The following is a 12,414-nucleotide window of genomic DNA, read 5'->3' as shown; positions in this document are numbered from 1 at the left end:
CGTACGGCATTCGCTGATCGGTCGGCGGCCGTTGGATTGTGATAGCCCGCAGGTACCGGCGACGCATTATGCTTCGGCATGGATCGCAACGCTCCCTGCCCGTGTGGCTCCGGCCGCAAATACAAGAAGTGTCACGGCGCCGCCGTGCCCCCCGAAGCCGCTGCGCTGCCGCCCGATGCGCGTGCCGAATGGATCCGCGGCGACTCGGTACTGCAGCGGCAGAAGCGCGTGGGGCAGGAGCTGCTCGACTGGGCTGAGCGCAAGCTGGGCGCGGAGTGGGTCGATGCCGCGCTCGATGCGTGGGGTGTGAGCGAGGAAGATGACATCAACGAGGCCGTGGCCGATCTCTTCACGGCGTGGTCGCTGTTCAACTTCACGCCTGCGAAATTTGCGAAGCCGATCGCCGCGGCCTGGCTCGATGATGCCATGGGACGCAAGGCGGACGAGGACACGCGACGACTCGCGACCGCAGCGCTGGCGTCACCGCTCGGACTCTGGGAAGTGGAGACCGTGGAAGCCGGCGTGGGCACGACGCTCACCGATCGACTGAGCGGCACCACCTTCTTCGTGCATGAGCCGGACCTCACGCACGACCTCGGCCCCGGCGAGTTCATTCTCGCCTATGTGATCGAGACCGACGGCGTGCGCGTGTTCTCAGGGCTCCATGCGGATTCGCTGTTGCTGATGGACGGCAAGACGCTGCTCGCCGGCGTGCTCACCGACGCTGGCGTGAGCGCATCGCCGATTCCGCGCGAGCAGCAGACCGATCCGGCGTGGCAGATCCGCCTCGCGCGGTTGTGGACCGACACCGCGGATGCGGCGTACGGCGATGAGGACGGGTACGAGGATGAACCCGAGAGCGAGCGATAGGGTGACGGCCCGGAAGTTTGTGAGGTCCGAGCGCGCGGGCATGCGTCGTGAGGGCCGCGTGTGCGGAGTGGCGGTGACGCGGATTCGGAGAACGCGTCGCCTCGTGGCGGATGTCGACCGACAAGACCTTCCTGAGCGTGCTGCCTGACCGGATCGTCGCGAAGCATCACAGCCGCCAAACGGAGGAGGCGTATGTGCATTGGGTGCGGCAGTACGTACGGTGTCACGGACGCCGACATCCGCGCGAGATGGGCACGATACAGGTCCACGATTTCCTGACGCATCTGGCGCGTGACGAGCAGGTGAATGCGAGCGCGCAGAACCAGGCGTTGGCGGCGCGGGTTTTCCGTACCGGGAGGTGTTGGTGATGCCGATATCGGGAGAAATGCAGCAACTGCACGCCAAGCGCCTGGCGCGGCTGCCGGTGGCGATGACTCGCGACGAAACGCAGAGCCTGTTGCCGGTTATGCGCCGGACGACGCGCTTGATGGCATCGCTGATGTACGGTTGACGGTGTTGCCGCAGCGCCTGCTGCCAGCGTTGCGGATGCACCTCCGACGTATGGCGGCGCAGCACGCGAAACCTTGCTACCGGCGGCGGCTACGTGGTGCTGCCCGATGCGCTGCGTCGAAAGCCTGGTGACCGCGCCGCGTTGAGCTGGCCGTGGCAATGGATCTTTCCGGCCACGCGGAGCCGCTGAGACCCCGGCACCGGCGAGTTTCGGCGACATTATTTGCACGAGAGCGTGCTGCAGCGCGAAGTCACGAACGCGGTGCGCGAGTCCCAGATCGGCAAGCGCGCGACAAGTCATATCTATCGGCACAGTTTCGCCACGCATCTCCTGGCGTCGGGTTCGGACATTCGCACGATTCAAGAGTTGATCGGGCACAAGGACGTGCGGACGACGATGATTTATCGGCACGTGGTGAACCGTGACGGGCTGAAAATGCGCAGTCCGCTGGACGTAGGGCGGTGATACGTGTGCGGCAAGCGACCCTCCAGCCGAAATCTGTTTAGGCTGCGGCGCTCGCAGCCGAACGGAATCCGGTTCAACCGCGACCCGCGTGCGAAGTGGTTGCGCCGTCGTGGGTTGCGGGGTTGCGCGCAGGAAGGCACGTTTTCGATATCCTGCGGAACGTTGCCTGTACAACGTCCGGCCCGCAGGCATGCCCAGCAGGCCACTGAGCGTTAGCGCGACTGGTGCAACTGGCACACTGCTACGGCATCCGTTATAATAGCTAGTGTGATACGCACGTTCGCGGATTCCGCTACGGAGGACCTTTTTAACGGGCTCGACAGCCGGCGCGCGCGCCGTGCATGTCCCCCGATGCTTTGGCCGCCCGTGACGCGCAAGCTGACGCAGCTCAATCGCGTGCGCGAGCTGCGAGAGCTGGCGATTCCACCTGGGAATCGGCTGGAGGCCCTTCGTGGCGCGCGGCGCGGCCAGCACAGTATCCGCATCAACGATCAGTTCCGGATTTGCTTCCGGTGGGAGGACGGTTATGCCGACAACGTCGAAGTCACGGACTACCACTAAACGGCCGTCAACGCTGGTGCAGCGGCGCCTGCCGACCCATCGTCCGCCCACGCATCCTGGTGAGATGCTGCTCGAGGAATTTCTGCGTCCGCTCGGGATTTCGCAGTCAGCGTTTGCGGTACAGCTTGGCGTGTCGTTCCCGCGCCTGAACGAGGTGATTCACGCCAAGCGCGCGGTCACCTCGGATACAGCGCTTCGGCTGGCGCAGGTCACCGGCATGAGCGCGGACTTTTGGCTCGGCTTGCAACAGGACTGGGATCTGTGGCATGCACTGCGCTCCGCCGAAGCCGTCACCATTTCCCGATTGACGCCCTTGTCGCGCGCGGGCTAGTGGCACGCTAACGGAACGTTGCTGCTGACAGCGCCATGCAGTGTGCGGCAGGCGGTCGCCGTGCAAGCGCACGTCGCCCGTCCGGCCGCACTTGGTTTGATGCGCTGCAGCAGAACGCTGAGGCGTTATGTGGACGAAGGCCACCATTGTCCATTGCGCATCACGTCCTCGGAGATTCGCTTGTGATCCATGAATCGCGTCCACGCACTTCAGTGTTTGCGTGGCTTGCTCCACTTCTCGTCACTGCTAGCCTGAGTGGGTGCGTCAGCGCACCCACGCACGCCTCAGAGCAAGCGGTCCGTCAAGTGTGGGATGAATATCTGGCGTCGAAGCGCGGCCAGTTCGCGGTGAATGCTGGAAAGCCGTCACCGCTGTGGAATGCATCGGAGCAGGCGCAGTGGCCGATGTACGATCTGGCTGGCTTCTACCTTCCCGATCAGGCCATCCCGGAAGTGCTGAGCGTCACGCCCGTCAACGCGGCGGTCGACAGTGCCTACCAGATCGTGACGCGGTTCTGGCCCGAGGGTACCACCACGCGTGACTCCGCGACCAAGTCCGCGCTCACAATGACCGTTTACGCTCGGCGCGAGGACAGGCGCTGGGTGCTCGTCAATGCCTTGCCGTTCCGAACGAGCACGGGGGTCCGCGAGACGCGCGGCCGCGTCACCTACCGCGTTGCCCCCGCATTGCGCTTCGACGCCAAAATGGCCGTCCGGGCCGCGGCCTTCGTGGATTCCCTCGCCACGGCGTTCGGCGTGGCGGCCCCACCCCATATCGACTACTACGTCACCGAGAGCGTCGATCGGGCGCTGGAGATTCTTGGCGTGGTCATACCCGAGCGCTTCGGAGCCGCCGGAGGCTTCAGTAAACCGGTCAACTTGCAGGTCTTCTCCGGTATCCCGGCGCTCGGTGAGGAGTACCGTCACGAAATCGCGCACGTCGTGCTTCTCCCGATTCTTCGAGGGAGCAGTACGTCGCTCCTCGCCTCGGAGGGGGTGCCGACCTGGTTCGGCGGGACGGCCGGCCGAGACTTTCGAGGCTCGGTGCGGCATCTCGACTCACTGCTGAGGCTACAACCTCAGCTCAATCTCGATCGGCTCGTGGACGACATGGGTGTCTCCTCCGACGGCCGCAACGCCGCGGGCGCGGTGCTTGCCCTGATGGTGCACGAAGTGGGCGGTGTCGACGCGGTGCGACAGTATTTGCGAACACCAGGGCGCGAGATTCGGGAGGTACTTGAACGCCTGCTCCAACGCCCTTGGCCGAGCATCGTCGAGGATTGGAGGCGACGCGTGGATCAGATCGCGGCCGCATAACGCCGCTTGCTGCCGACGAGCGAAGGTGCGCTAGCGAGTGTGGGGCACACATTCGGAGATTGACCGATAGCTTGACTGTACATACGACGTGCGTACATTATGAAAATGAGCGCACCGCGATTTGAATGGGATCCCCAGAAGGCGGCGGAGAATCTCAAGAAACATGGGATCGCCTTTCCGGAAGCCCAAACGGTTTTCGAAGATGAAGGGGCGTTGTTGATTCCGGATCCGGACCACTCGACCGACGAGGATCGTTACATCCTGCTCGGACTGAGCGGCGCCTTGCGCGTGCTCGTGGTCGTGCATTGCGAACGTCAGGATGGCGATGTGATTCGCCTCATTTCCGCGCGCAAAGCCACGAGGCCGGAGCAGCAGACTTACACTGAGCAGAGGTGATGATGCGCAAGCAATATGACTTCGCCCACGCGAAGAAGAATCCGTACGCGAAACGCCTGAAGAAGCCCGTGACGATTCGGCTCGACGAATCCACCGTGGCTTACTTCAAAACGCTCGCGGACGAAACGGAGGTGCCCTACCAAAGTTTGATCAATCTGTACCTGCGAGACTGCGCGGCCTCGGGAAGACGCCTCTCGATGACCTGGAAGACATCGCGCGCGGGTGCCGCATAACGAGCGTTGCTGCAGTCAAAGGCATGGCGGTACGCTGTGTAACTGCGTAGCGCTTCGCGCTACTCCGTTCACAGCGAATTTATTACAGCCTTTGCAGCAGAACGCGGCGTTATGCCGCACACAGACTTCTCTCCCGTGCCGTATGAGATCTCACCTTGACCCCGCTGATGCGACTTAGCTTGGCAGCCCTCCTCCCGGCTGCCCCGACCACCGTCACTGAAAGCGCGGCGCCTGTTCGCGCGCCCGATGAGTGCGAAGCGGAGCCGGCAGGGCCAACTGTGGAGCGCCTGGCGTTCCCGAAGCCGAAGGCCTCGAACTATGTTCTCCCGTTTGAACCGGGTAAGTCCTTCCTCGTTTGGCGCACGGCCAGATACTGCAATCCTGGGAACAAGGGCGTCAGGCTCTACACCGTTGATATGGAAATGCCGATCGGAACCCCCTTGGTTGCTGCACGGTCCAGTCAGGTGGTTGCCGTGCAGGTGAGCTTCGCGGACGGGAACGACAGAGACCTTGAAGAGAACTTTGTGATGGTCGAACATAAGGACAGGACCATTGCTCGCTACATCCATTTGAAATAGGGCGGAGTCTTGGTCGCCGTCGGTGATCGGGTCGAGCAGGGTCAGCGCATTGCGTTCAGTGGTAACTCTGGTCAAACCGGCGCCCCCCAACTGCACTTTGATGTGCAAATCTGTGGCCCCAATCTCCCCCCTGGCTACAACACGCTGCCGTGCAGGCAGACCGTACCCATGAACTTTCGAAATGCTGGCGCCAGTGAGTGCGGCCTGCTGCCGAACAAGAAGTTCCGTGCAACTCAGTACGCCCCTTCAAAGACATCACGCTGATGCCGAGCCCGGCGCACACGCGGCGTGCCGACAATCCCGGTTTCTACACTCTTGCTGGGCGATGATTTCAGCGTCGACCAGATCAACGAGGCAAATCCGTCGCCGGTGAGCCAGGCGCAAGTCCGCCAGCGCTACACCATCCAGCTTCCGTACCTTGGCATCATCGGCTACGGCGCGCCGGTGTTTCTTGTGAACGGCAATCACGAGCAGGGGGCGCGCTATCTGCTCAACGGCACGCCGAACAGTGTGGCTGTGTGGGCGCAGAACTCACGCAACGCTTTACTCACAGCCCGTGCCCGACGCGTTCTACTCGGGGAATCCCGAGGTCGTGCCCAATATCGGCTTGCTGCGCAATTACTTCGCGTGGACGTGGGGCGATGCGCCGTACCAGTGGCTCGATCGCACGCTCGAGCAAAGTGACGATGCGCTGACTGTTGTCCGCCTCTTCGCCTTCCGCGAGCAGCGCATCTTGCTGCACGCCGCACGCATTCCACGAGAACACTCACGCTCGCTGCTAGTTGCGCAGCGGGTTGGGCGCGGGACGGCCATATTTGCCGGCGACGTAGGGCCTGCCAACGATGAGGGGTTCTGTGCAGTGACGGACCCGGCGCCTACGAGAAGTCACACCGCCGCCGTCATCGAGATAACCAAGGTGCGTCGAATGCGACCAAAGCGTTTCACGTCGGCGTCTCTTAACGTTTTCCGAAATGCAGCGTCGGCCTGAGTACAGGTCGCCCTTCTGCATCAACCCCGACGCAGCCGCCATGCCCGTTCCAACCAGCGACATCGCCATCGTCGACGCACCCACGGACATTCACGCGCGAAGCAAAGTAGCCGTGGTACGCTTCGACCGCTCGTTCCACCTCATGGCCACTACACTGGTAACAGGGGGTGAAGTCATCGTGTCCATCGATGGCATCGACGCTCGTCGTCCGAGCTTTACGTCCGTGCAAATCGATACCGACCGGCACATCGAGATCGACACGACGCTGGATGTACTCGAGCAGATCGACGAGTATCCGTGGCGCTTCCTGAACCACAGCTGCGAACCGAACACCATCATTCGGGGCCGAGACGTGGTGGCACTCCGCCTCATCGGGCATGGTGATGAGCTGACTTTCAACTACAACACGACCGAATTCGACATGGCGGAGCCTTTCGCCTGCCACTGCGGGAGCCTATTCTGCCTCGGCACGGTGCGCGGGTTCCGCCACCTTTCGCCGAAAGACCGTGATCGACTGCGACCGTTGCTGGCGCCGCACCTGGCGGCGCATCACGACGGCGTGCCATGGTGAGCAAGACTTTCTCTTTCAGATCTTTCCCAGACGCCAAGGCGAGCGCCGAGGCACGGACGCGGACTACGCCCCCGAGCTTCCCATCGACTTCGGCGCGCCGCCAATCACTTCCGGCAGTGCGGCGGCCACGGCCCGCATTTCATCGGGCGTCCCAATCGAGATGCGCACCCAGTCGGTGTACGGCGGGAAAGCGCGCCCGATCATGAACCCCTTGGCGAGCATCGCTTTCTGCACCAAATCCACTGGCATGCCGGTATGAAAGAAGACGAAGTTCGTCTGCGAGTCCGTCATCTTGCGACCCAGCTTCGCGATCGCCGTCTTCATGATCTCGCGGCCCTCGACGTTGCGCTGCTTGCACATCGCCTGATACGCGGTGTCCTGAAGCGACGCGGCCGCGCCCAGCGCGCCGAACACACCGGGGGCACTGGTGCTGAGCGGCTGCAGGCGCGCGATGATGTCGGGGCGGGCAATCACGAACGCGGTGCGCAGGGCGGCGAGACCGTGAATCTTCGAGCCGGTGCGCGACACGATGACGTTCTCGCCGGCCTTCACCATGTCGATGCACGACGTGTACGACGGATCGGTCACGAAGTCGTGATAGGCTTCATCGACCAGCACCATCGAGCGGCGCGACGCGCTCGATACGAAGCTGCGCAGCGTGCGGTTTTCGGTGACGTTCGCCGTGGGGTTATTCGGGTTGCACACGAAAACCAAGTCGATCGCCTGTGTGAGGCGCTTGTCCATCGTGTCGAGGTCGTGCGTGAGGTCAGCCGCGAGCGGCACCTTGTGCACCTTGATCCCGAGCGTCTCGGCATAGCGCGGCAGCCCCTCATACGTGGGCCACGCGGTGAGAATCTCACCCTTTACCCCGTAGGCCAGATTCACGATGCTCAGCAGCTCGCTCGAGCCGGCCACGATCATGATGTGATCTTCCGGCACGCCCACCGACTGCGCGTAAATCTTCTTGAGATTCGGGAGGCCCGGCGCGCCGTACCAGGAGTGCTGCTTCCAGCCGTCCTCGATGGCTTTGCGCGCGCTCGGGGCCATGCCGTACGGGTTCTCGTTCGAAGCCAGGCGAATGGGGCCGTCGGCACGACGCACGGCCTCGACCATCCGCTCGTGCGCCGCGAAGCCCGCGGGGGTCGTCAGGCCGTTCTCCAGGTGCGGCCCATTTGACTCGAGCGCCTGCGCGAGCGCGGGCGTCAGCGACCCGGTGGCAATAGCCCCACCGGCGACGAGGCTGGAAGACTTGAGCCACTGGCGACGGGAGACAGCGGACGGCGTGAACGGCGTCATAGCGGTTCCTCTCGGGTTGTCATGGGCGCGCGGGTCACCGGACCGCGGAGCGAACAGGCTCGGGCCGCTGGTCGATACTCGGAAAACATACGGCGTCTCGGGCGAGGGCGCTTGGGTTTCCGAGGTCGGCTTCCGAGGTCGGCTTCCGAGATGGGAGGCGGGTTCACCGCAATCGTCCGGCTGAGCCGGCCATTTGCTCGGAATCGACCGGCGCAGCATGTTCAGGCGACGCGATCTTCACGCGGTCGACTGGCCTTGGTGCTGATGTGTCTGACGTGTCTGACGGCCTGCGCGCGCCCCGCACCGCCCGTACCGCCAGCGACCGTGCACATCGTGGGCACCGACTACGCGTTCGTCGCGCCTGACTCGCTGCGCGCGGGTCCCATGGTGATCACCTTCGAGAACCGCGGGGCGCAGAGCCACGAACTCCTCGTCGCCCGCCTCGAGGTTGGCGTCACCCCGAGGGAGTTTGCCGACTCGCTTGCGCGTGGCGCGTCAGTGCGTCGGCTCTGCGCCACCGGAAGCGCGGTCCTCTTCGCCGAGCCGGGGAAGCGCAACGACGTCGTGTCGCTACGCATCGATTTCAGGTCAGGCGAACAGTGGGCGCTCTGGTGCCAGTTCGCGGATTCGGCGGGCGCGCCGAAGCATCAGACACTGGGGATGTTCAAGCTGGTGGCGGTGCAATGATGACCTCGCGCACGCTGCTTCTCGTGAGCGGTGCGGTGATGGGTATCGCGTGTGCGTCACCGCCTGCGGAACAGATCGCGGAGCCGCCGGTGGTGCGGGTCGTGGGTCATGATTTCGCGCTCGACGCGCCCGACTCGCTGCCGCCGGGTCTCACTCGCTTCACGTTTCGCAGCGCTGGCACGGTCCCGCACGACGTGTCGATCGCGCGCGTGAAGCAGGGTGTATCACTCGATTCCCTGCTGCGGCTCGAGTTGAACGGCGCCGATATCACGGGCCTGTATGACCCTGGTTACTTACTACTCTACACCGACGTCGGTGAGTCGGTGGACGCCTCGTTGCTCGTCACGCTCGAGCGCGGCCGCCACTCTGTGTTGATCTGCACGCGCGAGGAGAAAGGACAGCCACACTCGACGCTGGGCATGGTGCGCAGGCTGTGCGTCACGGCGCAGTGAGTCGCATGTTGGCTTCCATGCCTCTGGGGGAGTAACCCGCGGCGAACAGCTATCACGTCGAACGTTCGCCCGACCGACGGCAACTGATGCTGCCTCCGGTACAGGCGCAGGCATCCACGCCGTCGGGGAGGAAACGTCGTTGGCGTCTTATCTCCGCCGGTTCGCCGTGAGTCGAATCGGCGGCCTGCCCCGTAGCCGCAAGAACTCGCCAGCGCTCCGCCACTCCACACCCTGCTGTGCCATGTCCATGATGGTGACTTGTCCCAAGTTGACGTGGTACTTGCCCAACAGCACCTCGACCGCACGGAGCAGGTACGAGGTGTTGGGCTGATAGTGGCCACTCAGGTTGTCGATGTGCACCACGTGCCCCGCCGCCAACGTGATCTCACCGGCGCAGAGGAGGGGCTTCCCCGACAGGAACGACGAATGATGGAACGTGCCTGACTTGGCGGGCTGCGCCGAGGTGTAGATGTATTCCATATCGTCGATCGCATAGAGCTCGTTGCCCCCGGGGCTGGCGTGGGGAATATCGTGACCACCGCGATGGAATCGACCGTCTGGCCACAGTTGCAGTTGGCATCTGAGGCGATCGGCCTTCTGCAGGTACTCCAAATTCCGAATGATCTTCCCCTTTTGGTTCTCACTGCCGGCGAAATCGAGCGTGGCGATCAGATCATGCGGATCGATCTGATCGCCACGCGTTGCATTGTGATCTTCAATTTTCTGCTCGAGGAATCCGGCGGAGACACGATTCATCGGCAGGGTGGCCTGTAAGCCGAATTTTTGCTTCGCGTTGGTACGCGGTTGGAGCGTCTCCGCCACATTTTCCTGCATCTGCTTGCCGGCCATGGCCCTACTCCCGACCTATTGCCGTTGCTGAATGGCCGCCTGCATCACCGGTCCTCGCAGCAGCCCTTCGGTCTGATCGCGCAACTCCGCGAGCTACTCACGACGGAAACTCTGCTTCTTGTCTCCCTTCTCCGACAGCCAGTCACTGCAGTATCGACGGATCAGAATCAGCAGCTTCGGCTTCTGCAGGTCGGTCTTGTTGGGGGGGGGTGGTACTCGCCGAGCAGGATATCGATGTCGGTGATGAGCGGGTTCTTGCGATCTGCAAACACACTGCTGGTCTTTTTGCGCCAACTTTCAGCGGTCATCAACATGAGTGAGAGCCTCGAACACAGGGCTTACCGAGGGTGGCGCCACGAAGAAGATGCCCGAGTCGAAGCAATCTGACGTTCTCGCGAAAGATTCGCGACGTCGAATCCAGCGGCACGAACCCAACCCGCCGCTGCGGCATTGCGCCCGCAGGCGTCATGAGGCATTCCTCGCCGAGTCCGCCACGCCGCGCGATTGCGGTCGTCTGCATTCAGCCGTACAATCTCGCAACGCCATTCTTCTCCTTCTGCCCGACTGCCAATGCCGTTCACCGTTCTGCACGGTTTCCCCCTTCGCAGTGCCATCATCGGCCATTATCGGCCGACGAACGTCGTGGTCCCCGACGTCAAGATCGATGTCACCTTCGAGGATCCGGACGGGTCGTTGCAGAAGGTGTTCAGTAAGGACCCGCTCCTCCTGAACCAGTTGGTCGACCTCTTGCAGCCGCTTCTGCGCGGGGACCTTGCGAAGCTGATGGCGGGCGCGGTCCACGGCACGGAACTGAACATGGCCGACGCGCACAAGGTGAAGCGTGAGGCCGATGCCAAGGCGCACTCCGCGCGGCTGCCGGCCAAGCTGAACGAAGTCAAGAAGCAGTTGCTGCCGAAAATCGAAGCGGTTGCGGTGAGTCTGCTCACAGCGCATGCGGCCAAACGGAAGGCGTACACCAAGTACAAGGTCAAGGCGGGCATCGGCATCACGCTAAGCGTAGCCGGCGTGGCGGCCAGCGTCGCAGGCATCGTTCTCTCCGGCGGTGGATCGAGCCTCATCTCGCTGATCGGCATCGCGCGTGGCGCGAGCGAGATCATCCAGCAGTGCAAGTCGCTCTACGACGACGCGGAGACGGTCTCGAAGCAGGTGCTGAAGGGGATTCTCAAGGTCGCGCAAGGGCCGTCGAGTGATCCGAACATGAACGCGCTGAACGAGGTCGGACGCGCCGTGGTCAAATCGCTCACCACGATCGATTTCGTGGCCACGCCGGCGAAGTGCGCGGATATGAACCAGACCTTCGGGATCAAGCTCACCGGACTCGAGGTGGGGCAGCACAACACCGCGATCAAGCTCAGCCAATTGCTCGATGCGAACGAGGTGCTGATGCGGTCGGTCCGCTCGAATCCGAATCCCAGAGTCGTACAGAAACTCGAGCAGGCGGAGAACAGCGTTGTCCTGCTCATCGAGAAGGTGGCGGCACTCGGCGAGCGGGTGAAGGCGGGAACAGAGGAGTATAAGTTCTATGCGGAGATTATCCGCGATATGCAGGCGAAGGTGGCCGGGTGGGGTGGGAAGGCAGCGGCGCTCACGAAAGTGCTGTTGAACACCGGGATCGGCTTGGCCACTGGCGCCGCGGGTGGCGTCATTGGCGGCAGTATCGCGGGTGGTCTGCCCTTCGCCTCGGCCGCCGAAAGCGCCACCGAAGGAGCGGTCGGCATTGGCAAGATCATCAGCGAATCGGCAGCGACGCTCGTCGATCTGATCGGCATTTACCAGGAACTCGCCTCTGCCTTCGGCGAGGAGACGGCCGACCAGACGCAGCGCGCCTTCCCACGTATGCCGCCGGCCAAGTCCGTGCCCAGACAGTGAGCGAGCGCGGCGCCGTCGACGGCGGCCCGCAAGGCCGCCCAGCGCACGTCGCCGCCGCTCCCCCCACGACCGACGAGGCCCTACCTCCACTTCCCCGAAAGTGAGTCGTCATGGTGGTCGCGACGGCAGCGCGGCGCGAAGTCCGTGGCTCATGCTTCCCTACGCGCGTGCGCTGGTCATGACCGGCACGCGCCTCTCCGCTCAAGTCGCTGCTCCGCTCGACCCGTCGCGGATGCCGCCCCAGGGATGGGTGTCGTCACCCAAGCAGTTCGATGCGATCAAGGTCGCCTCGGACTTCTTGATGCCCACGCGTGACGGCAAGCGGATGGTCACCGACATCTACCGACCCGCCCGCAGCTGAGCGAGGCGATGTGGTGGCGCTGCAGAATACGCGTGGTCACTACAAGTCCGAAGGCGTGT

At 63.4% G+C, this 12,414-nt stretch carries 19 protein-coding genes; 17 read left to right on the top strand and 2 right to left on the bottom strand.

The genetic code is table 11. The features are described from left to right. Nucleotides 1-78: 78 nt before the first annotated feature. The 13 genes from ACESNG_RS13070 (at nt 79) to ACESNG_RS13010 (ending at nt 6,820) form a co-directional block, all read left to right on the top strand. Nucleotides 79-870 (top strand): YecA family protein, encoded by a 792-nt coding sequence (locus ACESNG_RS13070; RefSeq protein ID WP_373059687.1) that lies wholly within the window; start codon nt 79-81, stop codon nt 868-870. Between the two features lie 110 nt (nt 871-980). Next, nucleotides 981-1,238: a phage integrase N-terminal SAM-like domain-containing protein gene (locus ACESNG_RS13065; protein WP_373059689.1), complete on the top strand. Its 258-nt coding sequence runs from the start codon at nt 981-983 to the stop codon at nt 1,236-1,238. Nucleotides 1,239-1,255: 17 nt separating this feature from the next. Continuing rightward, nucleotides 1,256-1,381 carry a hypothetical protein gene (locus ACESNG_RS13060; protein WP_373069291.1) on the top strand — a complete coding sequence of 42 codons (126 nt, stop codon included), beginning with the start codon at nt 1,256-1,258 and terminating at the stop codon, nt 1,379-1,381. A 234-nt stretch (nt 1,382-1,615) separates the two neighbouring features. Further along, on the top strand, nt 1,616-1,846 hold the full coding sequence (locus ACESNG_RS13055; protein WP_373059693.1) for a tyrosine-type recombinase/integrase: 231 nt from the start codon (nt 1,616-1,618) through the stop codon (nt 1,844-1,846). Between the two features lie 366 nt (nt 1,847-2,212). After that, on the top strand, nt 2,213-2,407 hold the full coding sequence (locus tag ACESNG_RS13050; RefSeq protein ID WP_373069289.1) for a type II toxin-antitoxin system RelE/ParE family toxin: 195 nt from the start codon (nt 2,213-2,215) through the stop codon (nt 2,405-2,407). Continuing rightward, nucleotides 2,373-2,738, top strand: a complete 366-nt coding sequence (locus ACESNG_RS13045; RefSeq protein ID WP_373069287.1) for a HigA family addiction module antitoxin — start codon at nt 2,373-2,375, stop codon at nt 2,736-2,738. The genes ACESNG_RS13050 and ACESNG_RS13045 overlap by 35 nt, the downstream gene beginning before the upstream one ends. Nucleotides 2,739-3,043: 305 nt before the next feature. Then, a complete protein-coding gene (locus ACESNG_RS13040; protein ID WP_373059699.1) occupies nt 3,044-4,054 on the top strand; it encodes a hypothetical protein in 1,011 nt (336 codons plus the stop codon). A 105-nt stretch (nt 4,055-4,159) separates the two neighbouring features. Beyond that, nucleotides 4,160-4,450 (top strand): BrnT family toxin, encoded by a 291-nt coding sequence (locus ACESNG_RS13035; RefSeq protein WP_373059701.1) that lies wholly within the window; start codon nt 4,160-4,162, stop codon nt 4,448-4,450. A 2-nt stretch (nt 4,451-4,452) separates the two neighbouring features. After that, complete coding sequence (locus ACESNG_RS13030; protein WP_373059721.1) at nt 4,453-4,683, top strand: BrnA antitoxin family protein; 231 nt, start codon at nt 4,453-4,455, stop codon at nt 4,681-4,683. A 155-nt stretch (nt 4,684-4,838) separates the two neighbouring features. Then, entirely contained in the window at nt 4,839-5,261 is a 423-nt protein-coding gene (locus ACESNG_RS13025) for a hypothetical protein (protein WP_373059703.1), read from the top strand. Between the two features lie 9 nt (nt 5,262-5,270). Continuing rightward, nucleotides 5,271-5,525 carry a M23 family metallopeptidase gene (locus ACESNG_RS13020; RefSeq protein ID WP_373059705.1) on the top strand — a complete coding sequence of 85 codons (255 nt, stop codon included), beginning with the start codon at nt 5,271-5,273 and terminating at the stop codon, nt 5,523-5,525. 24 nt (nt 5,526-5,549) lie between these two features. Continuing rightward, on the top strand, nt 5,550-5,945 hold the full coding sequence (locus tag ACESNG_RS13015; protein ID WP_373059707.1) for a hypothetical protein: 396 nt from the start codon (nt 5,550-5,552) through the stop codon (nt 5,943-5,945). 344 nt (nt 5,946-6,289) lie between these two features. Beyond that, nucleotides 6,290-6,820 carry an SET domain-containing protein-lysine N-methyltransferase gene (locus tag ACESNG_RS13010; protein WP_373059709.1) on the top strand — a complete coding sequence of 177 codons (531 nt, stop codon included), beginning with the start codon at nt 6,290-6,292 and terminating at the stop codon, nt 6,818-6,820. Between the two features lie 63 nt (nt 6,821-6,883). Here ACESNG_RS13010 and ACESNG_RS13005 read toward each other — a convergent pair whose 3' ends face one another. Continuing rightward, the gene (locus ACESNG_RS13005) at nt 6,884-8,116 is read right to left on the bottom strand and encodes a histidinol-phosphate transaminase (RefSeq protein WP_373059711.1); all 1,233 of its coding nucleotides are present in this window, start codon (nt 8,114-8,116) and stop codon (nt 6,884-6,886) included. 264 nt (nt 8,117-8,380) lie between these two features. Between ACESNG_RS13005 and ACESNG_RS13000 the strand changes: the two genes are divergently transcribed. Both ACESNG_RS13000 and ACESNG_RS12995 read left to right on the top strand, forming a co-directional pair. Then, entirely contained in the window at nt 8,381-8,803 is a 423-nt protein-coding gene (locus tag ACESNG_RS13000) for a hypothetical protein (protein ID WP_373059713.1), read from the top strand. After that, nucleotides 8,800-9,255 (top strand): hypothetical protein, encoded by a 456-nt coding sequence (locus ACESNG_RS12995; protein ID WP_373059715.1) that lies wholly within the window; start codon nt 8,800-8,802, stop codon nt 9,253-9,255. The genes ACESNG_RS13000 and ACESNG_RS12995 overlap by 4 nt, the downstream gene beginning before the upstream one ends. Before the next feature lie 147 nt (nt 9,256-9,402). On the opposite strand, the gene ACESNG_RS12990 is transcribed toward ACESNG_RS12995, so the two are convergent. Next, entirely contained in the window at nt 9,403-10,104 is a 702-nt protein-coding gene (locus ACESNG_RS12990) for a hypothetical protein (protein ID WP_373059717.1), read from the bottom strand. Between the two features lie 570 nt (nt 10,105-10,674). Here ACESNG_RS12990 and ACESNG_RS12985 point away from each other — a divergent pair. Then, nucleotides 10,675-11,994, top strand: coding sequence for a hypothetical protein (locus ACESNG_RS12985; protein WP_373059719.1), 1,320 nt, complete (start codon nt 10,675-10,677; stop codon nt 11,992-11,994). A 100-nt stretch (nt 11,995-12,094) separates the two neighbouring features. Further along, the gene (locus ACESNG_RS12980) at nt 12,095-12,355 is read left to right on the top strand and encodes a hypothetical protein (RefSeq protein ID WP_373069285.1); all 261 of its coding nucleotides are present in this window, start codon (nt 12,095-12,097) and stop codon (nt 12,353-12,355) included. The last annotated feature ends 59 nt before the right edge of the window (nt 12,356-12,414 follow it).

Origin of the sequence: Gemmatimonas sp., assembly GCF_041689975.1 — a bacterium.
In the GTDB taxonomy this organism is placed as follows: domain Bacteria; phylum Gemmatimonadota; class Gemmatimonadetes; order Gemmatimonadales; family Gemmatimonadaceae; genus Gemmatimonas.
The sequence above is the reverse complement of the archived record's forward strand: the minus strand, read 5'-3'. Positions and strand labels throughout refer to the sequence as shown.

Coding starts and splice junctions, on each gene's coding strand:
- ACESNG_RS13070 (WP_373059687.1), top strand. CDS start 79: ATGGATCGCAACGCTCCCTGCCCGTGTGGCTCCGGCCGCAAATACAAG.
- ACESNG_RS13065 (WP_373059689.1), top strand. CDS start 981: ATGTCGACCGACAAGACCTTCCTGAGCGTGCTGCCTGACCGGATCGTC.
- ACESNG_RS13060 (WP_373069291.1), top strand. CDS start 1,256: ATGCAGCAACTGCACGCCAAGCGCCTGGCGCGGCTGCCGGTGGCGATG.
- ACESNG_RS13045 (WP_373069287.1), top strand. CDS start 2,373: ATGCCGACAACGTCGAAGTCACGGACTACCACTAAACGGCCGTCAACG.
- ACESNG_RS13035 (WP_373059701.1), top strand. CDS start 4,160: ATGAGCGCACCGCGATTTGAATGGGATCCCCAGAAGGCGGCGGAGAAT.
- ACESNG_RS13030 (WP_373059721.1), top strand. CDS start 4,453: ATGCGCAAGCAATATGACTTCGCCCACGCGAAGAAGAATCCGTACGCG.
- ACESNG_RS13010 (WP_373059709.1), top strand. CDS start 6,290: ATGCCCGTTCCAACCAGCGACATCGCCATCGTCGACGCACCCACGGAC.
- ACESNG_RS13005 (WP_373059711.1), bottom strand. CDS start 8,116: ATGACGCCGTTCACGCCGTCCGCTGTCTCCCGTCGCCAGTGGCTCAAG.
- ACESNG_RS13000 (WP_373059713.1), top strand. CDS start 8,381: ATGTGTCTGACGTGTCTGACGGCCTGCGCGCGCCCCGCACCGCCCGTA.
- ACESNG_RS12995 (WP_373059715.1), top strand. CDS start 8,800: ATGATGACCTCGCGCACGCTGCTTCTCGTGAGCGGTGCGGTGATGGGT.
- ACESNG_RS12990 (WP_373059717.1), bottom strand. CDS start 10,104: ATGGCCGGCAAGCAGATGCAGGAAAATGTGGCGGAGACGCTCCAACCG.
- ACESNG_RS12985 (WP_373059719.1), top strand. CDS start 10,675: ATGCCGTTCACCGTTCTGCACGGTTTCCCCCTTCGCAGTGCCATCATC.